The sequence below is a fragment of the Subtercola endophyticus genome, from assembly GCF_021044565.1.
GTDB lineage: Bacteria > Actinomycetota > Actinomycetes > Actinomycetales > Microbacteriaceae > Subtercola > Subtercola endophyticus.
Window position 1 is genome coordinate 1421852 of sequence record NZ_CP087997.1, and the last position, 24032, is coordinate 1445883.

The 24032-nt window shown below is 65.2% G+C and carries 21 protein-coding genes and 1 pseudogene; 11 read left to right on the top strand and 11 right to left on the bottom strand.

What is annotated here, in order from left to right:
- Window positions 1-50: 50 nt before the first annotated feature.
- Both LQ955_RS06755 and glgX read right to left on the bottom strand, forming a co-directional pair.
- Window positions 51-875, bottom strand: a complete 825-nt coding sequence (locus tag LQ955_RS06755; protein ID WP_231027410.1) for an alpha/beta fold hydrolase — start codon at window positions 873-875, stop codon at window positions 51-53.
- A gap of 107 nt (window positions 876-982) precedes the next feature.
- Window positions 983-3034 carry a glycogen debranching protein GlgX gene (gene glgX / locus LQ955_RS06760; protein ID WP_231027411.1) on the bottom strand — a complete coding sequence of 684 codons (2052 nt, stop codon included), beginning with the start codon at window positions 3032-3034 and terminating at the stop codon, window positions 983-985.
- 170 nt (window positions 3035-3204) lie between these two features.
- Between glgX and LQ955_RS06765 the strand changes: the two genes are divergently transcribed.
- From LQ955_RS06765 to LQ955_RS06780, 4 genes are all read left to right on the top strand, one after another.
- Complete coding sequence (locus tag LQ955_RS06765) at window positions 3205-4476, top strand: acyl-CoA dehydrogenase family protein (RefSeq protein WP_231027412.1); 1272 nt, start codon at window positions 3205-3207, stop codon at window positions 4474-4476.
- Window positions 4470-5954, top strand: coding sequence for a bifunctional PIG-L family deacetylase/class I SAM-dependent methyltransferase (locus tag LQ955_RS06770; RefSeq protein WP_231027413.1), 1485 nt, complete (start codon window positions 4470-4472; stop codon window positions 5952-5954). The genes LQ955_RS06765 and LQ955_RS06770 overlap by 7 nt, the downstream gene beginning before the upstream one ends.
- Window positions 5951-6688, top strand: a complete 738-nt coding sequence (locus LQ955_RS06775; RefSeq protein ID WP_231027414.1) for a glycosyltransferase — start codon at window positions 5951-5953, stop codon at window positions 6686-6688. Before LQ955_RS06770 ends, LQ955_RS06775 begins: the two co-directional genes overlap by 4 nt.
- Before the next feature lie 93 nt (window positions 6689-6781).
- Entirely contained in the window at window positions 6782-8587 is a 1806-nt protein-coding gene (locus LQ955_RS06780; protein WP_231028076.1) for a glycoside hydrolase family 15 protein, read from the top strand.
- 1 nt (window position 8588) lies between these two features.
- On the opposite strand, the gene LQ955_RS06785 is transcribed toward LQ955_RS06780, so the two are convergent.
- Complete coding sequence (locus tag LQ955_RS06785) at window positions 8589-9488, bottom strand: SMP-30/gluconolactonase/LRE family protein (protein ID WP_231027415.1); 900 nt, start codon at window positions 9486-9488, stop codon at window positions 8589-8591.
- A gap of 79 nt (window positions 9489-9567) precedes the next feature.
- Here LQ955_RS06785 and LQ955_RS06790 point away from each other — a divergent pair, with 79 nt between their 5' ends.
- On the top strand, window positions 9568-10368 hold the full coding sequence (locus LQ955_RS06790; RefSeq protein ID WP_231027416.1) for an SDR family NAD(P)-dependent oxidoreductase: 801 nt from the start codon (window positions 9568-9570) through the stop codon (window positions 10366-10368).
- 33 nt (window positions 10369-10401) lie between these two features.
- The gene (locus LQ955_RS06795; RefSeq protein ID WP_231027417.1) at window positions 10402-10947 is read left to right on the top strand and encodes a Dps family protein; all 546 of its coding nucleotides are present in this window, start codon (window positions 10402-10404) and stop codon (window positions 10945-10947) included.
- 85 nt (window positions 10948-11032) lie between these two features.
- Here LQ955_RS06795 and dhaM read toward each other — a convergent pair whose 3' ends face one another.
- The 3 genes from dhaM to dhaK are packed head-to-tail and all read right to left on the bottom strand — an operon-like array spanning window position 11033 to window position 13411.
- Window positions 11033-11734, bottom strand: coding sequence for a dihydroxyacetone kinase phosphoryl donor subunit DhaM (gene dhaM / locus LQ955_RS06800; RefSeq protein WP_231027418.1), 702 nt, complete (start codon window positions 11732-11734; stop codon window positions 11033-11035).
- Between the two features lies 1 nt (window position 11735).
- On the bottom strand, window positions 11736-12404 hold the full coding sequence (gene dhaL / locus LQ955_RS06805) for a dihydroxyacetone kinase subunit DhaL (protein WP_231027419.1): 669 nt from the start codon (window positions 12402-12404) through the stop codon (window positions 11736-11738).
- Between the two features lie 5 nt (window positions 12405-12409).
- The gene (dhaK, locus tag LQ955_RS06810; protein WP_231027420.1) at window positions 12410-13411 is read right to left on the bottom strand and encodes a dihydroxyacetone kinase subunit DhaK; all 1002 of its coding nucleotides are present in this window, start codon (window positions 13409-13411) and stop codon (window positions 12410-12412) included.
- A 131-nt stretch (window positions 13412-13542) separates the two neighbouring features.
- Here dhaK and LQ955_RS06815 point away from each other — a divergent pair, with 131 nt between their 5' ends.
- Complete coding sequence (locus LQ955_RS06815; RefSeq protein ID WP_255713716.1) at window positions 13543-14310, top strand: MIP/aquaporin family protein; 768 nt, start codon at window positions 13543-13545, stop codon at window positions 14308-14310.
- A 29-nt stretch (window positions 14311-14339) separates the two neighbouring features.
- Here the strand turns inward: LQ955_RS06815 and trpD are convergent, their stop codons facing one another.
- Window positions 14340-15392, bottom strand: a complete 1053-nt coding sequence (gene trpD, locus LQ955_RS06820; RefSeq protein ID WP_231027421.1) for an anthranilate phosphoribosyltransferase — start codon at window positions 15390-15392, stop codon at window positions 14340-14342.
- Window positions 15393-15496: 104 nt separating this feature from the next.
- Between trpD and ctaE the strand changes: the two genes are divergently transcribed.
- From ctaE to qcrB, 4 genes are all read left to right on the top strand, one after another.
- Entirely contained in the window at window positions 15497-16126 is a 630-nt protein-coding gene (gene ctaE / locus LQ955_RS06825) for an aa3-type cytochrome oxidase subunit III (protein ID WP_231027422.1), read from the top strand.
- An 80-nt stretch (window positions 16127-16206) separates the two neighbouring features.
- On the top strand, window positions 16207-17004 hold the full coding sequence (qcrC, locus tag LQ955_RS06830; protein ID WP_231027423.1) for a cytochrome bc1 complex diheme cytochrome c subunit: 798 nt from the start codon (window positions 16207-16209) through the stop codon (window positions 17002-17004).
- 68 nt (window positions 17005-17072) lie between these two features.
- Window positions 17073-18173 (top strand): cytochrome bc1 complex Rieske iron-sulfur subunit, encoded by a 1101-nt coding sequence (gene qcrA, locus LQ955_RS06835; RefSeq protein ID WP_231027424.1) that lies wholly within the window; start codon window positions 17073-17075, stop codon window positions 18171-18173.
- Entirely contained in the window at window positions 18170-19828 is a 1659-nt protein-coding gene (gene qcrB / locus LQ955_RS06840; protein ID WP_231027425.1) for a cytochrome bc1 complex cytochrome b subunit, read from the top strand. Before qcrA ends, qcrB begins: the two co-directional genes overlap by 4 nt.
- 346 nt (window positions 19829-20174) lie before the next feature.
- On the opposite strand, the pseudogene LQ955_RS06845 reads toward qcrB, so the two are convergent.
- The 4 genes and pseudogenes from LQ955_RS06845 to ctaC form a co-directional block, all read right to left on the bottom strand.
- Window positions 20175-20519: pseudogene (locus LQ955_RS06845) on the bottom strand (transposase); the annotation flags it as partial.
- Between the two features lie 186 nt (window positions 20520-20705).
- Window positions 20706-21122 carry a cytochrome c oxidase subunit 4 gene (locus LQ955_RS06850; protein WP_231027426.1) on the bottom strand — a complete coding sequence of 139 codons (417 nt, stop codon included), beginning with the start codon at window positions 21120-21122 and terminating at the stop codon, window positions 20706-20708.
- Between the two features lies 1 nt (window position 21123).
- Complete coding sequence (gene ctaD / locus LQ955_RS06855; RefSeq protein WP_231027427.1) at window positions 21124-22830, bottom strand: aa3-type cytochrome oxidase subunit I; 1707 nt, start codon at window positions 22828-22830, stop codon at window positions 21124-21126.
- A gap of 11 nt (window positions 22831-22841) precedes the next feature.
- Window positions 22842-23801 (bottom strand): aa3-type cytochrome oxidase subunit II, encoded by a 960-nt coding sequence (ctaC, locus tag LQ955_RS06860; RefSeq protein ID WP_231027428.1) that lies wholly within the window; start codon window positions 23799-23801, stop codon window positions 22842-22844.
- Window positions 23802-24032: the final 231 nt, after the last annotated feature.

The window sequence follows — 24032 nt, forward strand, 5'->3', positions numbered from 1 at the left end:
GCTCTGTAGGCGGCTCAGTCTACGTCAGCACGTCACGTTTCGGCCCTCTTTCAGGTGACAGCCAGACTCTCGGGGTCGGCGTTGATGGCCGCCGCCGCCACGCGCGCGAGGGGCGTTCGAATCATGTGGTCTGATGCCTGAACCATGTGCACCGTCACGCCGCGCATCTTCTCGATGATGGCGATGCTGCCGGGGGCGATGAACTCGTCGAACCGGCCGTACACGACGTCGATCGGAACTTCGACGTGCGCGAGGTCGCTGATGATGGTCTGCACCTCGATGCAGTGCTGCATGGACTTCACAAATGGCACCCAGTTGTCTTCGGTGATCTCGAGCACATGCTGCACGGGAAGCATGCGCGAGACCACTGCGGCCCTGGCGACGGTGAAGTCTTTGTTTTGCAGCAGATAGTCGTAGATCTTCAGGTAGCCCGACACGCGCTTTCGCAGCTTCGGGTCGCCGATCTCCATGGGGTTCAGGTAGATCGGCGGGCTGACCAGCACGAGGTGGGTCACCACCTTCGGATGCGTCGAAGCGAATCGTGAGGTGATGAGACACCCGAGCGAGTGACCCACCAGAACGAACGGTTCGCGCAGGTGCAGGGAGTGGATGGTCGCCGCCAGGGCGTCGACGTGCTCGTACATGGTGTATTCGGCGTCGGGCGGTTGAGGCGACTCGCCGAACCCGAGAATGTCGATGGCGATGACCCGGTGACCGGCCTGGATCAGCGGAATCACGTAATGGAACGTCGCCGACGAAGACGCAATGCCGTGCACCAGAATGACGGGCGGGCCCGATCCCTGGTCGACGGCGACGTGCAGCAACGGCGCTCTCGGCTTGTGCAGGGCGGCGAGCGCATCCGAGAGTATCGACATCACCCCACCCTTGCCGTTCGCGCGGGCCCGGTCAACACAGACGCGCACTTCGGAGCATCCGCGTCTGCTCGAGCTGCAGCGGTTGCGCCGAAGTGCGCGTCAGCGGGTCAGGTGCGGCTGCGCAACAGGGTGAAGGAGGTGCCGGCGACGATGAGCGTCGTGACCTCGCCCTCGACCTGCTGACCGGGGTCGCTCGAGAGAGCGAGCTCCCATTCCGCGCCGGGTGCGCTCGGCACCTGGAACTCGACACCGTTGGCGGCGGCATTGAGCAGCAGTGCGAAAGAATCGGCACCCTCGTGTTCGAGCACGAAGGCGATCGAACGGGCATCCGGATTCTTCCAGTCTTCGGCGCTGAACCCCTCGGCGTCAGAGCGGTCGATCACCACGGTGTCGTCGCCGCCGTCTTCTGGTGCCTGCCGAAACCAGGCCGGATGCAGCGCGGGGTTCTCGCGGCGCAACGAGATGAGCTGCTTCGTGAACTCGAGCAGCTCGGTGTCGGCCCCGGCCCAGTCGAACCACGAGATCTCGTTGTCTTGGCAATAGGCGTTGTTGTTGCCGCCCTGCGTGCGGGCGATCTCGTCGCCGCCCAAGATCATCGGCACACCGGCCGAGAGCAGAAGCGTGGCCAGAAAGTTGCGGCGCGCGAGGTCACGGCGCTGGCACACGGCCTGGTCGTCGGTGGGGCCTTCTGCTCCGCCGTTCGACGACTTGTTGTCGCTCTCGCCGTCGTTGTTGTCTTCGCCGTTCGCCGCGTTGTGCTTCTGGTTGTACGAGGTGAGATCGGCCAGGGTGAACCCGTCGTGAGCGGTGACGAAGTTGATGCTCGACAGCGGGGAGCGGCGGTCGGCCTCGTAGACGTCGGGGCTGCCGAGCACACGCTGCGAGAGCGTGCCGAGAATGCCGTCGGTGCCGAGCCAGTAGTCGCGCACGTCGTCACGGAACTTGCCGTTCCACTCGGACCAGTCGGCCGGAAAACCGCCGACCTGATAGCCCGCCGTGTCCCACGGCTCGGCGATCATCTTCACCGGCGCGAGCACCGGGTCTTGCGCGATGAGCGTGAGAAAAGCGCTGTGCAGCTCGGCTTCGCCGCCTTGCCGGGTGAGCGTGGTGGCGAGGTCGAAGCGGAATCCGTCGACGTGCATCTCGGTCACCCAATAGCGCAGCGAGTCCATGATGAGGCCGAGAGCGGTCGGGTGCGAGACGTTCAGGCTGTTGCCCGTACCGGTCGTGTCGAAGTAGTTGGCACGGTCATCCTGAACCAGGCGGTAGTACGCCTCGTTGTCGATGCCCTTGAACGACAGCGTCGGGCCCAGGTGGTTGCCCTCGGCGGTGTGGTTGTACACCACGTCGAGAATCACCTCGAGGCCGGCCGCGTGCAGCGACTTCACCATGGCTTTGAATTCGGCCACCTGGCCTCCGCCGTCGCCGGCTGCGGCGTAGTCGCCGTGCGGGGCGAAGAAGCCGATGCTGTTGTAGCCCCAGTAGTTGCGCAGGCCCTTCTCGAGCAGGTGCGAGTCTTGTACGAACTGCTGCACCGGCATGAGTTCGACGGCGGTGACGCCGAGGTCGGTGAAGTACTTCACTGCTGCAGGATGCCCGAGGCCGGCGTACGTGCCCCGAATCTCTTCTGGCACCTCCGGGTGCAGCTTCGTGAACCCCTTCACGTGCGTCTCGTAGATGATCGTCTCCGACAGCAGCGTGCGCGGAGCGACATCGGCGCCGCCCTCGTTCCAGTCGAACGACGGGTCGGTGATGACGCAGCGCGGCATAGAAGACGCCGAATCGCTGTCGTCACGCTCGTCGGGGTTGTTCATGTCGTGACCGAACAGCGCCTGGCCCCAGTCATAGTCGCCCTCGATGGCGGTGGCGTGCGGGTCGAGCAGCAGCTTGTGCTTGTTGTGGCGCAGGCCGTTCGCCACATCCCACGCGCCGTCGACGCGGATTCCATAGCGAGTACCGATGCCGGCGCCGGGCACGATGCCGTGAAAGACGTGACCCGTTCGCTCGGTGAGGCGCGTGGCGGTCTCGGTTCCGTCGTCGGCGAAAGCGCAGAAGTCGACAGAGTCGGCCGTCTCGGAGTAGACGGCGAACGAGATCGCGCCATCGAGCAGGGTGACACCGAGCGGATAGGGCAGAGAACGGGGTTCGGGTGCAGGCATTGCTCCATCATGACCGAGCGCCGCGCCTGAACGGATTCCGGTGGTGGGGGCTTGACGACGGCTTCCTGTGCTCGTATGACGCAAAATCGGGCCCGGCGCAAGGGGTCAGCCTGGCCTCCTCACCGCGCCCGGCGACCCCCTACAGTGAAGATCCGGGAGGAGGGTGCACCATGCAGCTGAGCGATTCTCTCGTGACGTTCGGGCCTCGTTCTGCAGCAGCGGCGCCAAAGACGAACGGGCTCGAGACGAACGGGCTCGAGAGGAACGGGCTCGAGAGGAACGGTCCAGAGCCGACCGGGCCGGAGCCGACCGGGCTCGAGCCACAGGTTCAGGATGCCCTGCAGAGGCTGCTCGACGTGCCCGCCCCGACCGTGGCCGACGCCCTCGCCTTGGCTCGCGTGATCGGCGCGACGGGCATCCGCCCGGGCATCGGACGCACGAAACGGCTCTGGGAGCTGCTGGCGACCGTAGGCGCCCACGACCTCGGCAGCGCGCGGGCCCTCGAGCCGCACCTCGACGCGCTGGCGATTCTCGCCGAGTCCGGCTCCGGTTACGAGCCCACCTCGGGCCTGGACGACGCCGTTGCAGGTGCTACCTGGGGCCTGGACGACGCCGTTGCGGGTGCTACCTGGGGCGTGTTCGCCTCGGAAGGCGGCGGCGGAGCGCCGGTGACCGCCAGCCGAACGGCCGATGGCGCCTTCTCGCTCAGCGGCCTCAAGCCGTGGTGCTCACTCGCCGATCGCCTCGACCGCGCACTCGTGACGGCCACGCTCGATGCTGGCGCACTCGATGCCGCCACAATCGCTGCTGCCGCACTCGATTCTGCCGCCCCAGCGCGGCAACTGTTCGCCGTCGACCTGCGCCACCCCGGCGTGACGGTGCTTCCGGGCGAATGGCACCCACGGGGGCTCAGCGAGATTCCGAGCGGGCCGGTGCGCTTCGAGGCTGTGCCCGCGCAGCCCGTCGGCGCCCCCGGCTGGTACCTCACCCGCCCGGGGTTCTGGTGGGGCGCCGTCGGCGTCGCCGCGTGCTGGTACGGCGGCGTGGTCGGTGTTGCGCGCACGCTCTTCGATGCAGCTCACGCACGCCCGGCGCCCGACCCGCTGCTGCTGATGCACCTCGGCGCAGTGGATGCCCAGCTCAACGATTGCCGCCGCGCCCTCGCCGAAGCAGCGGCGCTCGTCGACGCGGGTGCCGCCACGGGCGCCCACGGGGGTCTGCTCGCGAATCGGGTGCGAGCAACGGTGGCCCGGGCATCCGAATCGGTGCTGCTGCATGTCGCCCACGCCCTCGGGCCGGCACCGCTCGCGCAGAACGCGGTGCACGCCAAGCGCGTGGCCGACCTCGAACTGTACGTGCGCCAGCACCACGCCGAGAAAGACGACGCGGCGCTCGGTCAGCAGTTGCTCGCGCCTGGCGAGGGGGGTGCACGGCCGTGGTGACCTTCGACTCCCGCGAGCCTGGAACCACCCGGGCAGAATGGGCGGCCGACGCGCGCTGGGCCGGGCTGCCCGAGCTGACTCTCGACTCCGTCGACCGGCTGATCGTGGTCGCCGCCCACCCCGACGACGAGACCCTCGGCGCGGGCGGACTCATCGCCGAGTGTTTCGCCCGGGAGATCGCGGTCACCGTGGTGATCGTGACGAACGGCGACGCCTCGCACCCCGGCTCCCCCACGCTCGACGCCGAGGGGCTCGCGGCAGCACGCTCACGCGAGGTGCGCGAAGCGGTCGACCTACTCGGGCCGGGAACGCCCATCGTCGAGCTCGGCTTCGGCGACGGAACATTGGCCGACAGTCCCGAAGCCGTTCACGCAGCACTGGTGCGCGTGCTGTCGTCGATCGTGGGCGAGGGGGCAACCGCAGCCTCGTCGGGTGCCCGAACACTGCTCGCCGCGCCCTGGCGCGGAGACGAACATCCCGATCACCGCGTCATCGGCGAGCTCTGCGCCACGCTCGCCGACGAGCATGGCCTCGAGCTGCTCGAATACCCCATCTGGCTCTGGCACTGGGGTTCGCCCGACGCACCGCAGACGCCGTGGTCCGACTTCGTCAGCCTCCCCCTCAGCGACTGGAGCGCCCTCTCGAAAGACCGGGCCATCTCGGCTCACCGCTCACAGACAGAGCCGCTCAGCCCGGCGCCTGGCGACGAGGCCCTCTTGCACGCCACCTTTCTCGCCAACTTCGACCGCGACGATGAGATCTTTGTTCGGGCCGCCACGACGACTCCGGATGCCCGTTCCGACGCCACAGCGACCATCACACCCTCACCGACCACCACCTCGGGCACCCCCGCTGCCACCTCGAGCGCCGTAGCCATGCCGGCCGAGTACTTCGACGCCACCTACGCCCGCTCGCCCGACCCCTGGGGGTTCACCGACCGCTGGTACGAAGAACGCAAACGTGCCGCTACCCTCGCCGCTCTTCCCCGGCAGCGCTACTCCCGGGGGTTCGAGGTCGGCTGCTCGATCGGCGTACTCACCGAACAGCTCGCACCCCGCGTCGCCGCCCTACTGTCTGTCGACATCGCACCCGCCGCCGTCGAGAAGGCCCGGGAACGCCTCGCCGCAGCCCCCAACGTCACGTTCCGTGTGGCGAACGCGGCAACATCGCCGATAGACGGGCCCTACGACCTCATCGTGTTCTCCGAGGTCGGCTACTACTTCACCGAGTCGACTCTCGATGCGGTGCTCGATCGCTTCGGCACCGCGCTTTCGTCCGACGGCCACTTCATCGCCTGCCATTGGCGGCACCCGGTGAGCGATTATCTGCAGACCGGCGACGAGGTACACGCGCGCATTGCTGCCTTCGCCGAGGGCACCGGCTGGAGCAGGCTGGTGCAGCACCACGAAGAGGATTTTCTGCTCGAGGTGTATTCACCAGACCCGCGATCCGTCGCCGCCGAGACGGGGCTGGTGTGAAAGCCGACGGGTCGAACGACCGCATCGCGGGCGTGGCCGTCGTCGTGCCCGCTCGCAACGAGGCCGCCCTGATCGCCGACTGCCTGCGTTCGGTCGAAGAAGCCGTGCGCCACCTCGGCACGCGGATGCCCGTGGTGACCGTCGTGGTCGACGACAGCAGTTCCGACGGTACCGGTCACATCGCTCACGAGTTCGACGACGTAATCGTGCTGCAGGCGCCCGGCGGAAACGTCGGTCTCGCACGAGCCCGCGGGGTCGAGCACGCTCTTGCGGCCCTTGCGGCCCTCGGCGTTGCTCCCGAGCAGCTGTGGATCGCCAACACCGACGCGGACTCCACGGTTCCCGAGCACTGGCTCGAGGCGCAGCTGGGCCTCGCCGAACACGGAGCCGACGTCGTGATCGGCACCGTTCGCCCCACTTTCGCCGAGCTCGACGCTGAACAGGTGGAGGCCTGGCTGCAGCTGCACGAACCGGGAGTGGCGCGCGGCGACGTGCACGGCGCAAACCTCGGTTTACGCGGTTCGACGTACCTCGACGCCGCAGGGTTCCGGCCGCTCGCCGAGCACGAAGACGTCGACCTCGTGACCCGACTGCGCGCCGCGAACGAGGCTCGCGTCGTCGCCAGCGCCGCGGCCGAGGTCGTGACCTCGGGCCGGCTGTGGGGCCGAAGTCCGGGTGGATTTGCGGGTTACCTTCGCACCCAGTTAGGCCCCGGCAAACTTGTCGTACGGTAGAGCGTGACTTCTGCCCCGAGAAAGCATGCCAACGAAGCTGCTGCACCCGAACATCCGCCCCTCACCACCGACGCCGAGACGGCCACCACCCCCATCAGACGGCGTGGTTACGTCGATCTGCGCTCGTACGGCGCCATCGGCGACGGCCGAACCGTCGCCCTCATCGCCCTCGACGGAAGCGTCGACTGGTTTCCCATTCCGAACCTCGACGCAACGCCGGTTTTCGCCCGTCTGCTCGACGAAGCCGAGGGCGGGTCGATCGAGCTGACCCCCACCCAGCCGTTCACCGCGAAGCGCCGCTACGTCGAAGGCACCAACGTGCTCGAGACCACGTTCACCACCGAAACCGGCGTCGCTACGGTCACCGATGCGCTGGTCACCGGCGTCGCCGGCCGGCTGCCCTGGGCCGAACTCGCGAGGCGCATCGACGGCGTCGAGGGCACTGTTCGCTTCCGCTGGAAGGTGGCTCCGGGAACCTGCCTCGCCACCGCTTCACCGTGGGTGCAGAAGTCGCCGCACGGGTCGGTAATACGGGTCGATTCGGTGATGATCGCCGTGCGCGGCGTCGACCACGGCCCCCGCGGCGGCGGCGACCGGGCCATGGTCGGCCGGTTCAGCACGTCGGGCACCTCGCGGCACCTGCTCACCGTTGTCGGCACCGCCAACGAACCGCTGCACCTGCCCGACCCGAACAACGTCATCGACAGCGTCGACCGCACCATAGCGAACTGGCAGAACTGGTCGCGCGAGTTCTCGTACAACGGGCCGTGGGCCGAGGCCGTCACCCGCAGTGCGCTCGCGCTCAAGCTGCTCATCTACAGCCCCACCGGTGCGATCGCGGCTGCGGCCACGACGTCGCTGCCCGAGAACGCGACCGGTGGAAAGAACTGGGACTACCGCTACGCCTGGGTGCGCGACACGGCATACATGTTGCACGCGCTCATCCGCTTCGGCCTGCGTGAAGAGACACACGCGGCCGTGTCGTGGCTGCTGAAGACCATTCGCCGGCACGGCCCCGAACTGCACGTCTTCTACACCCTCGACGGAGAGCTGCCCGGGCCCGTCGAAGAGCACTCGGTGTCGGGCTGGAAAGATCGCGGCCCCGTCGTCGTCGGCAACCCCGCGAGCACTCAACTGCAGCTCGGCGTCTTCGGCGACCTCTTCGACGTGATCAAGCTCTACGTCGAGGCCGGCAACGTGCTCGAAGCCGACACGGGGCGGATGCTCGCGGCCGTCGCCGACCGCACCTGCGACGCCTGGCGCCGCCCCGACGCCGGCATCTGGGAGCTGGGCGACGCGCGGCACTACACCTCGTCGAAGATGGGCTGCTGGCAGGCGCTGACCTGCGCCATCGAGCTCTGCGAACTCGGCCAGATTCCCGGCGACGCGACCCGTTGGCGCGCCGAGCGCAGCCTCATCGAAGAGTGGGTGCGGGTGCACTGCTGGTCAGAGAAGAAGCAGAGCTACGTCGCCTACCCGGGCACCGACGAACTCGACGCGTCAGTGCTGCTGCACGGCCCGAGCGGGTTCGACCGCGGCCCGCGCATGTCGTCGACCATCGACGCCATCATCGAAGAACTCACCGACGGTGCGCTCGTCTACCGCTACTCCGGTGTCGAGGCTGAAGAGGCCGCCTTCGTGGCCTGTTCGTTCTGGCTCGCGTCGGCGCTGGTCTGCGTCGGCCGGCACGACGAATCCGTGCAGCTGATGAACGAGTTGGTCGCCCTCTCGAACGACGTCGGCCTGTATTCGGAGATGATCGACCCGGCGGATTCGTCGTTCCTCGGCAACCTGCCGCAGGGCCTCAGCCACCTCGCCCTCATCAATGCGGCGATCACCATCGAAGAGCTCACCCGCAACCAGCCGAAGGCAACGGGCAAGAGAACGCGCTCTAGCTGATTCAGGTGGTCAGGAACGTATTCGGCAGTCGGCCCGTCGTGCCGGTGTCGATGCTGAAGAGGGCGCCCGAGAGTGGATGCTCGACCAGCTGCTGCTCGGTGAGGTTCTCCCGCGCGCTCGCGACGAAAAGCGTCGACAGCCCGGCACCGCCGAAGGCGACCGACGTGACGTTGGGCGTCGGCAGTTCGACCCGCAGGATCTCCTCTCCCGTGCCGCTGTACTTCACCACCGCGCCCTCTCCGTAGAGCGCGCCCCAGAAGTTGCCGTCGGTGTCGAGAGTGAGGCCGTCGTGTGGGCCGCCGTGCAGCAGCACGATGTCTTCGCTCACGTCGCCGCTCGACGTGTATCCGCCGGCGTAGACGGTTTCGACGCTCGTGTCGGTGAAGTAGAAGGTGCCGCCGTCGGCCGACCATTCGAACCCGTTGGCGACACCGAGGCCGCCTCGAAGCACTCGAAGCGTGGGTGGGCCGGAACGGGCATCCACCGAGTAGATCGCGCCGTCGGGTTCACCCGTGGTGAGGTTCATCGAGCCGGTCACCCAGCGGCCGGCGGGGTCGACCTTGCCCTCGTTGAGGCGCAGGCCGGCGTGGGCGTGCGGAATCGTCGCGAGTTCGCGCACGATGACGAACGCCGAATCGGTGAGAACAACGCGATCTCTGAGCGAGACCACAAAACCCGCTTCCCCCGCGATCACCGCCGGGTGGAACGACGCCACCGGAGCCGGCAGCGCGAACGTTTCGTCGTCGGAGCCGTCGACCGCTCCGCCGACCGGGCTGCGGTGCACCAGCCCCGCGGTGATGTCGCACCAGAACATCGACTCGGCGCCGTCGAAGAACAGGCTCTCGCCGAGAATCGCCCCAGACGTTCGAAACACCGTCGGTTCGGCCACGAAATCGCTCATAGAACCATCACATCACGCCTGTTGTCAACCATCCCCGCCCAACATGACGGGTTGACAAGCCGCGCGTAGCCTCGAAGACATGGATCTCGGCATTTCAGGCAAGAAAGCACTCATCTCTGGCGCGGACTCGGGAATCGGCTGGCACACCGCCCGGCTGCTGCTCGCCGAAGGCGTGACGGTCGTCATCACCGATCAAGACCAGAAGAGCCTCGACGAGGCGGCGAAGAAGCTGAAGGCCGACAAGGGAAAGCTCTTCGCGTTCTCCGCCGACCTCACCAGCGTGGACTCGATCGCTGCCCTGCACGAGAGCGTGACCGATGCCGTGGGCGACATCGACATTCTGGTGCAGTCGGCCGGAATCACCGGCGCTCAAGGTCTCTTTCACGAGATCACCGACGAGGGCTGGACCAACACGATTCTCGTCGACCTCATGGGGCCCGTGCGCCTGGTCAAGGCGTTCCTGCCCTCGCTTCGAAAGGGCGGCTGGGGCCGGCTCGTGTTCGTCGCGTCTGAAGATGCGGTACAGCCCTACGACGACGAGATTCCGTATTGCTCGGCGAAGGCCGGCATTCTGGCGCTCGCAAAGGGGCTCTCACGCAGCTATGCGCTCGAGGGGCTTCTGGTCAACTGCGTGTCTCCCGCGTTCATCCACACCCCGATGACCGACGCGATGATGAAAAAGCGCGCCGATCAGCTCGGCACCAGCGTCGACAAAGCCATCACGAGCTTTCTCGACGAAGAGCGGCCGTACATGGAACTCAAGCGCCGAGGCGAGCCCGACGAGGTGGGGAACGTCATCGCGTTTTTGTGCTCCGAGGCCGCGAGCTTCGTCAACGGCTCGAACTACCGCGTCGACTCCGGCTCCGTCGCCACCATCTGAAATCATTCCCTCCCCAACAGAAAGGCAGCTGACATGTCAACCTCAACGATCGAACGAGATGTTCACGTTCCATCCGATGGCGGCCCGAAGAGCACCCGCCGCCAGGGCGTCGAGCGCGGATTCAAAGCGCCGAAGCCGCTGACCGACGCGCTGCAGCAGGTGCTCGTCGACCTGGTCGAACTGCACATTCAGGGCAAGCAGGCGCACTGGAACGTCGTCGGCAAGAACTTTCGCGACCTGCACCTGCAACTCGACGAGATCATCGACTCGGCTCGCGAGTTCAGCGACACGGTCGCCGAGCGCATGCGCGCGCTGCACGCGGTTCCGGATGGTCGCAGCGACACGGTCGCGGCCACGACCACCCTGCCGGAGTACCCCAATGGCGAAATCGACACCGCCGAAACGGTCGACCTCGTGACGATTCGCATCGAGTCGGTCGTGGCGACGATGCGCGATGTGCACGACACGGTCGACGACGCCGACCCCACCAGCGCCGACATTCTGCACGCCGTCATCGAGGCGCTCGAGCAGTACGCCTGGATGGTCTCGGCCGAGAACCGCACCGCCACCAAGAAATAAGCGGCGCGCAGCGGGCGCCCTGAACGGGCGCTCGCTCTATGCGCGGCGCATTGATTGCTCGAACGTTCGCCCGCGCCTATTCAGGTCAGGCCTCGCCGAAGCCACTTTCGATGAGGGCGGCCAGGGAGTCGAGCGCGGGCTTGCCTTCCTGGTCGTCCGTGGTGAGGGTCGCGGTGGTGCCGCGAATCAAGCCGAGCGACATGATGCCGAGCAGGCTCTTCGAATCCTTGCCGTTGATCAGCACCTTCGACGGGAACGTATTCGCCAGCTTCACGAACTCGGCCGCGGGCCGAGCGTGCAGCCCGTCTTTGTTCACGATCGTCACCGTTCGACGGAGCGCGTCGTCATCTGCGGGTGCCGCGGCTGCGTCGGGCCCGGGCACGGCTCCGGATGCACCGCGAGCCGTCTCCGCCGCAGCCACCACCTCGGCGAGCGAGCCGCCCGTCTCCGCTGTCACCGAGGCTGCCACCGCGCCCTCGACCAGCGGGGCATCCACAATGCGCACGCGCGCCTGAACGTCGTCGTCGAGAAAGTCGAGCGCCGTCTCGGCGGTCAGGATGGCTGACCCGAGATCTGCCAGCACGACGACGCCCACGCCCGAATCCACCTCACCGATTGCGGCCGACACCTTGTCGAAGCTCGTGCCGATGCCCCCCTCGTCGGTGCCACCCGCCGCGGCGAGAGATGTTGCGGGTGCCATCTGCGAAGCGAGATCGACGAGACCCTCGGCGATCTTCGGACTGTGCGAAACGAAGACCAGCCCGACCTTTCCGTCTGTTCCCGGCACGCTAGGCGCCTGAACCCTCGGCCGTGCGGGCGACATCGGCAGCAGCCGTGTCGGCGGCGGCGCGCAGGAGAAGTGCCGACGACTGCGAACCGGGGTCGCGATGCCCGATGGCCCGCTCGCCGAGGTAACTCGCACGACCCTTGCGGGCCACGATCGGTTCGGTCAACTTCGCACCCTCGGCTGCCGCGTCGGCCGCTGCCTCGAGAATCTCGACCTCGTTCTTGCCATCGGCGAGTGCGGCCGCGGCCGCATCGACCGCCGGCGTCCACGCGTCGACCATGGTCTTGTCGCCGACGACGGCCTTGCCGCGCAGCACGACGCCGTCACGCGCGGCCGTCAGCATCGCGACGATGGCCGCGCCATCGAGTTCGGGCTCTTTGCCGACCGCGCCGGCCGCCTTGAGGTAGGCCGTTCCGAGCAACGGACCCGAGGCTCCTCCGACGGTGGAGATCAGCGTGGTCGCCACCATTTTTAGAGCATCACCTGGAACGGAATCTGGCGGCAGGTCGTCGAGCTTGGCCAGAACGGCGGTGAACCCTCTGTCAAGATTCTCGCCGTGATCGCCGTCACCGATCTCTCGGTCGAGGGTGATCAGTTCGACTCTGTGCTCAGAGACGACGCGCGCGCTTTGCCTGATCCAGTCCGTTACCCAGGTGATGCCCAAACTCACTTCTTCTACCTTCCCCACCGAAGAGCGGCGGTCTGCACAGGGGCATCCCACAGCTCGGTCAGTTCGTCGTCGAGCTTCGAAACCGTGATCGACGCGCCCTGCATCTCGAGCGAGGTGACGAAGTTACCGACCAGCGTGCGGGTGACCACGATGCCCTTCTCAGCGAGCACCTCCGCGGCTCGGCGGAAGAGGATGTACAGCTCCACCAGCGGCGTTCCACCCATACCGTTCACGAAGAGCAGAACCTCGTCGCCCGACTCGAACGGCAGGTCTTCGAGAATCGGCGCGAGCATGCGGTCGACGATCGCGTCGGCCGGCTCGAGCTTGATGCGCTCGCGGCCTGGCTCGCCGTGGATGCCGATGCCGATCTCGATCTCGTCGTCGGCGAGGGTGAAGCTCGGCTCTCCGGCGTGCGGCACGGTCGGGGCGGTGAGGGCGATGCCGAGAGTACGCGTCTGCGCGTTCACCTTGGTGGCGATGGCCGCGACGGTGTCGAGGTCGTCACCACGCTGAGCTGCCGCACCGGCGATCTTCTCGACCAGCACCGTGCCCGCAACACCGCGACGACCCGCCGTGTAGAGGCTGTCTTTCACCGCGACGTCGTCGTCGACGATGACCGTGCGTACCTCGATGTCGTCGGCACCGGCCAGATCGGCGGCCGTCTCGAAGTTGAGCACGTCACCGGTGTAGTTCTTCACGATGTGCAGAACACCTGCTCCACCGTCGACCGCCTTGGTCGCGGAGAGAATCGGGTCGGGTGTGGGAGAGGTGAAAATGGGGCCGGGAACGGCGGCATCGAGCATCCCGTAGCCGACAAAACCGCCGTGCAGCGGCTCGTGGCCACCGCCACCGCCGCTGACCAGTCCGACCTTACCCGACACGGGCGCGTCTTTGCGCACGATGTAGAGCGGATCTGTAGAAACGACCACGATGTCGCCGTGGGCTGCCGCCACACCGGCCACCGCCTCGTCGACGACGTTCTTCGGATCGTTGATGAGCTTCTTCATTGAAAAATCCTTCATCTCGAGTAATTCGAGCCGACACGACAGTCGGTGCTCGACCACAAACCTACGCCCATTTGGATGCTCGCGAGTAGAGTGATCGCACGATCGAACTAGCTCAAATCTGAGAGGTCAACGTGGACAATCTAGGAATTGATTTCGTATCGGAACTGGTGGGCACAGCCCTGCTGGTTCTGCTCGGCTGCGGCGTCGTCGCCAACGTCGCTCTGACCAAGACAAAGGGGTTCAACGGGGGCTTCTTGATGGTGAACATCGGCTGGGGCCTCGCGGTCTTCGCCGGTGTCATCGTCTCGTACGCCTCTGGCGCTCACCTCAACCCTGCCGTCACGCTCGGACTCGTCGCGAACGGCGCGACGCACTTCGGCGGGGCGAATTCGCAGGTCGACGTGAACTTTCTCACGGTCATCGCTTATATCGGGGCACAGCTGATCGGCGCCATCATCGGTGCTGTCGTCGTGTGGCTGGCCTACAAGCAGCACTTCGACGAGGAGCCTGAGCCGGCCAACAAGCTGGGCGTGTTCTCGACCGGTCCCGCGATCCGCTCATACGGCTGGAACCTCGTCACCGAGATCATCGGCACCTTCGTACTGGTCTTCGTCGTCATCGGCTTCTCCCGCAACTCGGGCGGCGGCGGCCTCGACGCTCTCGCAGCCCTGCCAGTAGCCCTTCTGGTCATCGGCATCGGCGCCTCCCTCGGTGGCCCGACCGGTTACGCCATCAACCCGGCCCGTGACCTCGGCCCGCGCATCGCCCACTTCATTCTGCCCATCAAGGGCAAGGGCAGCTCGGACTGGTCGTACTCCTGGGTTCCTGTCGTCGGCCCAATTATCGGCGGCGTCATCGCCGGTTTCGTCGCCATCCCCCTGCTGCCCATCCTGACCTGACACGCAGGTCGCGGCCGCCGATCGTCAGATCAGCTCTGGGTGGCCGCGACCCACTGGTCGAGTTTCGCAGCGGCCGCCCCGGAATCGATCGCCTGGGCGGCCGTTTGCATGCGCTCGGTGAGGCGCTCCACCATGCCGCGCTGCACCTCTGAAGGGTCGCGAGCCAGATCGAAGGCGACCTGCCCTGCTGCGGCGTTCAGAAGCACAATGTCGCGAACGGCACCAGGTTCGCCGCCGAGAACCCGCCGCACGGTCTCGGCATTTGCGTGGGCATCCCCGCCCCGCAGTTGATCGATGCTGCTGCGCTTCAGGCCCAGGTCGCGCGGCTCGATGTCGTGTTCGGTGACGGCGCCCCGCGACACCTCCCAGATGTGGCTGTGGCCGGTGGTGGTCAACTCGTCGAGACCGTCGTCGCCCCGCAGCACCAGCGCCGTCGCGCCTCGGGTCTGAAACACTCCGACGAAGAGGGGCACCCGGTCGAGCTGAGCGACACCGACGGCCGACGCTTCGGGCCTGGCCGGATTGCACAGCGGCCCGAGGTAGTTGAAGACCGTCGGAATGCCGAGTTCACTGCGCACAAGAGCGGCGTGCCGGAAGCCGGGGTGGAACTTGGCGGCGAACGCGAATGTGATGCCCGCCTCGCCCAGCACGGCAGCGACACGGTCTGCGTCGAGGTTGAGATCGACGCCGAGCGCACCCAGCACATCAGAAGAACCCGAGAGCGAACTCGCGGCTTTATTGCCGTGTTTGACGACCGGCACGCCGGTGGAAGCAGCAACAATCGACGACATCGTCGAGATGTTCACGGTGCCGAATCTGTCACCTCCTGTGCCCACGATGTCAAGGGCCATCGGATCGACGGACAACTCGACTGCGTGTTCGAGAATCGCGTCTCGAAAGCCGACGATCTCATCGACCGTCTCGCCTTTCGCCCGCAGAGCGACGAGGAATCCGCTCAATTGCGCGGGTGTCGCCAGGCCCGACATCACCTCGTTCATGGCCCACGTGGCGTCGGAGACAGACAGGTCTTCGTGCTCCAGAAGAGACGAAATTATGTGAGGCCAACTCTGTTCAGACGACATATCAGCGATCCTAAAGGGTGTGTGCAGCAAGACACGCCGACACCGACTTCTACAACCTGTGGCAAATGCGAAACGCGCGATAAGAAATCGGACATAATGGAACCGTGACGAGCCAATCGCTGACCCAAACCTCCACCGCACCCCTGGTGCAGCGGCCCAATGTTGTGGCCGTCGGCACGATCGTCTGGCTGGGCAGCGAAGTCATGTTCTTCGCCGGCCTGTTCGCGATCTACTTCACGCTGAGGTCTACCTCGCCTGAACTCTGGAACACCGAAGCCGGTCACCTGAACGTACCGTTCGCAACCGTGAATACGCTGATCCTGGTGTCGAGTTCGTTCACCTGCCAGTTCGGTGTCTTCGCCGCCGAACGGCTGCAGGCGCGGGCCACGGGGTGGAAGCCGACGCAGTGGGGCATGGTCGAGTGGTTCTTCCTCACCTACATCCTCGGTGCGCTGTTCGTCTCCGGCCAGGTCTGGGAGTACTCGAACCTGGTGCAAGAAGGCATCACCATCAGCTCCTCGGCCTACGGCTCGGCCTTCTATCTGACCACCGGATTCCACGCGTTGCACGTAACCGCGGGTCTCTTCACCTTCTTGCTGATGATCGGCCGCGCCTTCGCGGTCAAGAACTTCGGTCACCGTGAGGCCACCAGCGCCATCGTCGTGTCGTACTACTGGCACTTCGTCGACGTGGTGTGGATCGGCCTCTTCCTCGTCATCTACATCCTGAAATAGTTCAGAGCAGCGACGATTCTCCCGTCGCGTCTCTACGAACAGCTCAGCACCACCCAGTGTCACAAAAGAAAGTAGAGAGAATGGCCCGCAAACCTGCGAAAGCGAACAGACGACACCCTCTAGCCACTGTCGTTCTGATCGCCATCGGGCTTGCCTTCACCGGCGGCGGGTACGCACTCTTCACCAGCACCGCTACGGCGCAGACCGATACCTCTACCACCACGACGGCGTCGAGCGTCGCTGAGGGCTCCAAGCTCTTCGCGGCCAACTGCGCCACCTGCCACGGCATGAACCTCGAGGGCACCTCGGCCGGTCCGAGCCTCCTCGGCGTCGGTGCGGCCTCGGTCGACTTCCAGGTCGGCACCGGTCGTATGCCGCTGGCCATGCAAGGCCCGCAGGCCATGGAGAAGCCGCCGCAGTTCACCGCTGAGCAGACTCAGGCGCTCGCCGACTACGTCGCCTCGCTCTCCCCCGGCCCCTCGATTCCCACCGACGACCAGCTCACCGCGAACGGCAATGCGACCAACGGTGGCGAGCTGTTCCGCATCAACTGCGCTATGTGCCACAACGTCGCCGGCGCCGGCGGTGCACTGACCGAAGGCAAGTTCGCCCCCGATCTGACCGGTGTCGACTCCAAGTACATCTACGAAGCGATGCTCACGGGCCCGCAGAACATGCCCGTCTTCAACGACCACAACATCACGCCCGAAGACAAGCGCGACATCATCACGTACCTGAAATACCTGCAGAACAACCCGTCTCCCGGCGGATTCGAGCTCGGCAACCTCGGCCCGGTCGCCGAGGGTCTGTTCATCTGGATCTTCGGAATCGGCGCTGTCGTAGCGCTGACGGTTTGGCTGACAGCAAAGTCGAACTGACACCGAACGTCACTGAAGATCAGCGTCAGCGTTCTGCACGTACATTTTGAGGCTCGAAAGGGAACACCATGGCACACGACGACAGCAGCGGTAAGGACATAACCGCTACCTCGTCTGGGTTAGACGCAGGTGCTGGCACGGCGGTCGTACCCGCAAGCGCCCACGCCGAAGCCGACGGCGGTTTGGCAGTCATCACGACCGACGGGTTCGAGAACCCCGGTCATCCGCCGACCCGCCCGCGCGTCACCGACCTCGACCCGAAGAAGGCCCGCCACGCTCAGCGTGCGGTCTACACCCTCTTCTACATCTCTATCGCGGGAAGCATTTTTGCGCTCGCCGCCTACATGGCCTTTCCGATCAACGACGACTTGAGCTCTGTACGACTCAACACGGTCTTCCTGGGAATCGGCATCACGTTGGCTTTGTTCGGCATTGGACTCGGTGCCGTGCACTGGGCCAAGTCGCTGATGAGCGAAGAAGAAGGCGAAGACATTCGCCACCCCGTGCGCGGAACCGACGAGACCCGCCTGCGTGCCGTGCAGATCTTCGATGAAGCGAACAAGGAGTCGGGCTTCGGCCGCCGCACCCTCATTCGCAACAGCCTGATCGGTGCTCTCGTCGCCTTTCCGCTTCCCGCGGTCATCCTCTTCCGCGGTTTGGCGCCGGAATACAACAACCCGGCCGCACTGCTCGAGACCACCATGTGGAAGACGGGCACCCGCCTGACGCTCGACCCGTCGGGCCTGCCTGTCAAGGCGGCAGACGTCACCATCGGATCGGCCTTCCACATCATTCCCGAGGGCCTCAACGACCAGCCCGACCGCCTCGAGCAGAAGGCCAAGGCGGCCGTTCTGCTCATGCGCATCAACCCGGCAGACCTCAACGTCAGCCCGGGCCGTGAGACCTGGAACTACGACGGCATCGTCGCCTACTCCAAGATCTGCACCCACGTCGGATGCCCGGTAGCACTCTTCGAGCAGCAGACACACCACCTGCTGTGCCCGTGCCACCAGTCCACGTTCGACGTGAACAACGAATGCCAGGTCATCTTCGGCCCGGCAAAGCGTCCCCTGCCCCAGCTGCCGATCACGGTCGACAGCGAGGGCTACCTCGTCGCGCAGAGCGACTTCACCGAGCCAGTCGGCCCAAGCTTCTGGGAGCGCTCATGAGCACCATCGAACGATCAGACGCACCTCACGAGATCGTCGATCCCGTCTTCTCCGATGTTCCGAAGGCCGCGAACACCAACGCCTCTCGCTTCACCGCCGCCGCAGCAAACTACATCGACGAGCGCACCAGCATCTCGGCGGTCGTCAAAGAGTTCGGCCGCAAGATCTTTCCCGACCACTGGTCGTTCATGCTCGGCGAGGTCGCGCTCTACAGCTTCGTCGTCATTTTGCTCACCGGTACGTTCCTGACGTTCTTCTTCCAAGCCTCGATGGCTCCCGTGACCTACAGCGGGCCGTTCGTGCCGCTGAAGGGTGTGGAGATGTCGTCGGCCATGGATTCGGCCCTCAAGATCTCGTTCGAGGTGCGTGGTGGTCTGCTGGTTCGCCAGATCCACCACTGGGCGGCTCTGCTGTTCATCGCGTCTATCGGCCTGCACATGCTGCGCATCTTCTTCACGGGCGCATTCCGTAAGCCGCGTGAGCTGAACTGGACGATCGGGTTCTTGCTGTTCATCCTGGCTCTGGCCGAAGGCTTCACCGGCTACTCGCTTCCCGACGACCTGCTCTCGGGTAACGGCCTGCGCATCATCGACGGCATGGTGAAGGGAATTCCCTTCGTCGGCACCTGGATCTCGTACCTCATCTTCGGTGGTGAGTTCCCGGGTGAGCAGATCGTCGGCAGACTCTATACGCTTCACATCCTGCTGTTGCCTGCCATATTGGTGGCGATGATCGCTCTGCATCTGGTGTTCGTGGTCGTTCACAAGCACACGCAGTACGCAGGTCCCGGCAAAACGAACCAGAACGTCATCGGTTACCCGGTTCTGCCGGTGTACGCGGCGAAGGCCGGCGGATTCTTCTTCATCGTGTTCGGTGTGATCGCGCTCATCGCGTCGTTCTTCACCATCAACCCGATCTGGAACTACGGGCCATACGACCCCTCGCCGGTTTCGGCGGGTACCCAGCCCGACTGGTATATCGGTTTCGCCGACGGTGCGCTGCGGCTCATTCCGCCGGGGCTCGAGTCGGTGATCTGGGGCCACACGTACTCGTGGAACATCCTCATTCCCATCGCGGTTCTCGGCCTGTTCATCGCAACCGTTGCCCTGTACCCGCTGGTCGAAGGCTGGGTCACGGGCGACAAGCGCGAGCACCACATTCTCGATCGTCCGCGTAACGCTCCGACCCGTACCGCCATCGGTGCTGCAGGTGTCACGTTCTACGCAGCTCTGTGGGCCGCGGCCAGCTCCGACCTCATCGCCACTCACTTCGAGTTGTCGATCGAAGCGGTCATCCACGCCATCCAGGCAACCGCGATCCTCGGGCCGATCATCGCCTACTTCATCGCGAAGCGGGTGTGCCTCGCGCTGCAGAAGAAAGACCGCGAGATCGCCCTGCACGGCTTCGAGTCGGGCCGCATCGTGCGTCTGCCCGGTGGCGAGTACATCGAGGTGCACCAGCAGGTCGACGAGTACGAGCGCTGGCGCCTGGTGACCTTCAACGAGTACAAGCCGCTGATGATCCGCCCGAACGCCAAGGGCAAGATCACGGGCACGCAGCGCCTGCGCGCTCGCATGTCACGCTGGTTCTTCGAAGACCGCATCGCGCCGGTCACCAAGAGCGACGTCGCGCGCCAGTCGCACGACCACCACTAGGCGCACAAGCACCACTCGGCGGCACAATCGCCCAAGCGGATGCCCTCCCCCACTTGTTGGGGCGGGCATCCGCTTTTTAGCGCCGGCGCGGCCTCGCCGCCCGGGGAGCATTCACCGTCAGCGCCAGCCTTTGCCCCACGTTCGTCGGCGCCACGGTCGGTCGCCGCAGACGCGGCCCGAGCGAACGCGACCTCTCCAGACGAGATGAGCCGAAGAGGCGGTCGCTCTCGTCCGGAAGGGTCGCTCTCGCGGCTGAAGCGGTGCGCTAACCGCGGCGGAGAAGGCGATGGCGCGGAGCGCGGCCTCCGCACTCCGCCCGCGGATGAGTGCGGCCTCGACCCTCTGGGAACGCAGACAGGAACAGGGCTCGTTTCAGGATCTGAATGCCACGCCCTGACGGGTGCTCGCCACGAATCGAAGAGCCTGATCAGCGCGTGTGACGGGGGCGAGGCAGGCCTAGGCGGCGAGATCCCCGGCGGTGTTGAAGTGTTTGCCGGTGACCTCGGTGAGGAGCCGGGCACGGTGAGGAGCCGGGCGGCGGTCCTGACGCCGACTCCGAGCATGCTCGTCAGCACGGGCTGAAGAGGGTGGCCTCCACGAGACGCTCGACCTCAGCCGTCATCTCGTCGCACTGCCGACGCTGTCCAGCGAGTTGCTCCGCGAGCCGCGGGAGCACCAGACTTGCGGCGTTCGCCGACGAGAACATCGACCTGGTCGTACTGCGGGAGATCGGTCGGAGGACACACGACATGGCCGCGTATTGCAGGCATGCGGCGTCAGCTCCGACGAAAGCCCGGACGTCGCTCACGGAAAAGGCCCTCCTGGCCACCGCATGACTGCGGGGCGAGGAGGGCCTGAGAAGCGCCTGAGCGGGGTTCTAACGGGCGAAGAAGCCCCGGTAGTACTCGTAGACCCAGCCGACGATGGCGATGAGAATGAGGCCGACCGCGATGAAGGAGATCCAGGTGCCGATAGCGAGCCCCGTAACGAAGATCGCCAGCGCACCACCGAGGATGATCGGCCACCAGCTCCAGGGGCTGTAGAAGCCCATCTCCGGGTCGCCGTCGTCGATGTTCGACGTGAGCACGTCTTCGGGCAGTTCACCGCCCTGCGCCGAGTGCACGCGGCCCAGGTAGAAGGCGATGAACCCACCGAGAATGGCCGCAAGAGCGATGCCGATGGTACCGACCCATTCCACCTCGCCATACGAGACGAGTGACCAGAAGATGTAGACCGCGTCGGCGAGCAAGAAGAAGCCGGCGAGAATCCAGAAGACGTTTCGATTGGCGCGCACCTTACTTCACCTTCTCGCTCTGAATATCGTAGGTCGGGGCATCCGGAGCGTCTTTCGCTGGACCCACGCCGACCGGCACGCCGGCCTCGGGGTGGTTCAAGTCGAACGCGGGAGACTCGCTGCGAATACGCGGAATCGAAGTGAAGTTGTGTCGCGGCGGCGGGCACGAGGTGGCCCACTCGAGCGAACGGCCGTAACCCCAGGGGTCATTCACCGTCACTCGAGGCGCCTTGCGGGCCGTGATGTACACGTTCAAGAAGAACGGGATCATCGACGACGCCAGCAGGAAGGCACCCACGGTGGAGATCTGGTTCATCCAGGTGAAGCCGTCGTCGGGCGCATAGGTCGCGTATCGACGAGGCATACCGATCACGCCGAGCCAGTGCTGAATGAGGAACGTGGTGTGGAAGCCGATGAACAGCAGCCAGAAGTGCCACTGGCCGAGCTTCTCGTTGAGCATCTTGCCGGTCCACTTGGGCCACCAGAAGTAGAAGCCCGAGAACATGGCGAACACGACGGTACCGAACACCACGTAGTGGAAGTGCGCCACGACGAAGTACGAGTCGGAGACGTGGAAGTCCAGGGGCGGCGACGCCAGGATGACACCCGTCAGACCACCGAACGTGAAGGTGATCAAGAAGCCGATGGCCCACATCATGGGTGTCTCGAACGTCACCGAGCCACGCCACATGGTTCCGACCCAGTTGAAGATCTTCACGCCTGTCGGCACCGCGATGAGCATTGTCATCAGAGCGAAGAACGGCAGCAGCACCGAACCGGTGACGTACATGTGGTGAGCCCACACCGTGACCGACAGCGCACCGATCGAGATGGTCGCGTAGATCAGGGTCTTGTACCCGAAGATGGGCTTACGGCTGAAGACCGGCAGAACTTCGGAGATGATGCCGAAGAACGGCAACGCGATGATGTAGACCTCCGGATGCCCGAAGAACCAGAACAGATGCTGCCAGAGCAGCACGCCACCATTCGCCGCATCGTAGATATGCCCGCCGAACACTCGGTCGACACCGAGCGCCGACAGGGCCGCTGCGAGAACCGGGAACGCCATCAGCACGAGGATGGACGTGACCAGAATGTTCCAGGTGAAGATGGGCATGCGGAACATCGTCATTCCGGGGGCGCGCATCGTGATGATGGTCGTGATGAAGTTCACGGCGCCCAGAATCGTACCGAAACCACTCAGCACGAGCCCGAACACCCAGAGATTACCGCCGTCTCCCGGTGTGAATGTCGTACTCGATAACGGGGCGTAGGCGAACCAGCCGAACGAGGCGGCGCCCTGCGGGGTGAGGAACCCGCCGACGGCGATGGCCGAGCCGAAGGTGTACAGCCAGAACGCGAGCCCGTTCAGACGCGGGAACGCGACATCCGGAGCACCGATCTGCAACGGCATGAGCACGTTGGCGAAGCCGGCGAACAACGGCGTCGCGAACATCAGCAGCATGATCGTGCCGTGCATGGTGAAGAGCTGGTTGTACTGGTCTTTCGTGGCCAGCAGTTGCTCACCCGGCTCGAACAGCTGTGCGCGGATGACGAGCGCCATCACGCCGCCGAGGCAGAAGTAGATGAACGATTCGATCAGGTACATGTACCCGATGGTCTTGTGGTCAGTAGAGGTGATCCACTTGACGAAAACGTTGCCCTTGCGCTCGACTGGCGTCAGCTTGGGGGCGGTTAGTGTTGTCATCTTCGCGCCTTCTAGTTCGAGCTGCTCGTTGTGACGGATGCTGCGCCCACGGTATCGGCGACCGAGGCTGGGGTAGCCGCAGGGGCCGACGGCAGTGCGTCGCCGCCCTCGTCGAGCGGTGAGGTCTTGCCCGGGAGGTTCGTATTGCGGTTGTAGTCGTCGCCCAGCTGGCCGACGTTGCCCTGAGCCTTCAGCGAGGCCGTGTAGGCGTCGAAGTCGGCCTGCGACACGACCTTCACGTTGAAGAGCATGTCGGAGTGGTATTCGCCGCAGAGCTCGGCGCACTTGCCTGCGAAGGTTCCGATGCGCTCGGGCGTGACGTACATGTAGTTCGTCTTGCCTGGGATCATGTCTTTCTTGTACAAGAAGTCGATGACCCAGAAGGAGTGGATGACGTCGCGGGAGTGCAGCTCGATGGTGATCTTCTTGCCGACCGGCAGGTAGAGCGTCGGAATCTGGCTCTCGACGAGCGACCCGTTTGCGTCGGCGGGGTCGGCCTGAGCCTGAACGCCGGCAGTGTAGGTGTTCTGGTCGACGTAGTTGAAGTCCCACGCCCACTGCTTGCCGTAGACCGAGATGGTCTGGTCGGGCTGCGCGTAGGGCTGCTCGATGTCGGCCTGGTCTTGGGCGGTGAACGCGAAGAAGCCGAGCACCAGAATCAGCGGAACGATCGTGTAGAAGATCTCGATCGGCATGTTGTAGCGCAGCTGAACCGGAAGCCCGGTCTGCCCACGACGGCGGCGGAAGACGACCACGGCCCAGATCGTGAGGCCCCACGTGATGATGCCGACACACAGCAGAACGATCCACGAGGTGACCCACAAGCCGGTGACCATGCTGGTGTTGTTCGTGGTGTCGGAGTCACCCGGCAGGAAGCCCTGCAGCTGTTGCTGCGAGCACCCGGCGAGCAACAGACCCACGGTCACAATGACCGGAACCGCAACCCATCTAAGACGACGTTTCGAGCGCACCTGTAACCCTTCGGATGTACTGCTGGCAGAACTTGTGTCAAGTGTATTTGACGCTGCCTAGCCTACTGTGTCGAATTCAGCCTGAAAGTTTATAGGGGCGGGTCTGCCAAGCGTGTCTGAGTCTGCTAGAGCATGAAAATACCCCCCGAGATCCGCGTATTCACGGGCCTCGGGGGGTAAAGCTGAGTAATTCTACCCAGCGTAGAAATTTTTTCGATCAGCGGCGCGTGG

What these genes read in the sequence shown, in the direction of transcription:
- LQ955_RS06755 (WP_231027410.1), bottom strand. Translation starts at nt 875, where the DNA reads ATGTCGATACTCTCGGATGCGCTCGCCGCCCTGCACAAGCCGAGAGCG.
- glgX (WP_231027411.1), bottom strand. Translation starts at nt 3,034, where the DNA reads ATGCCTGCACCCGAACCCCGTTCTCTGCCCTATCCGCTCGGTGTCACC.
- LQ955_RS06765 (WP_231027412.1), top strand. Translation starts at nt 3,205, where the DNA reads ATGCAGCTGAGCGATTCTCTCGTGACGTTCGGGCCTCGTTCTGCAGCA.
- LQ955_RS06785 (WP_231027415.1), bottom strand. Translation starts at nt 9,488, where the DNA reads ATGAGCGATTTCGTGGCCGAACCGACGGTGTTTCGAACGTCTGGGGCG.
- LQ955_RS06790 (WP_231027416.1), top strand. Translation starts at nt 9,568, where the DNA reads ATGGATCTCGGCATTTCAGGCAAGAAAGCACTCATCTCTGGCGCGGAC.
- LQ955_RS06795 (WP_231027417.1), top strand. Translation starts at nt 10,402, where the DNA reads ATGTCAACCTCAACGATCGAACGAGATGTTCACGTTCCATCCGATGGC.
- dhaK (WP_231027420.1), bottom strand. Translation starts at nt 13,411, where the DNA reads ATGAAGAAGCTCATCAACGATCCGAAGAACGTCGTCGACGAGGCGGTG.
- trpD (WP_231027421.1), bottom strand. Translation starts at nt 15,392, where the DNA reads ATGTCGTCTGAACAGAGTTGGCCTCACATAATTTCGTCTCTTCTGGAG.
- qcrC (WP_231027423.1), top strand. Translation starts at nt 16,207, where the DNA reads ATGGCCCGCAAACCTGCGAAAGCGAACAGACGACACCCTCTAGCCACT.
- qcrA (WP_231027424.1), top strand. Translation starts at nt 17,073, where the DNA reads ATGGCACACGACGACAGCAGCGGTAAGGACATAACCGCTACCTCGTCT.
- qcrB (WP_231027425.1), top strand. Translation starts at nt 18,170, where the DNA reads ATGAGCACCATCGAACGATCAGACGCACCTCACGAGATCGTCGATCCC.
- ctaD (WP_231027427.1), bottom strand. Translation starts at nt 22,830, where the DNA reads ATGACAACACTAACCGCCCCCAAGCTGACGCCAGTCGAGCGCAAGGGC.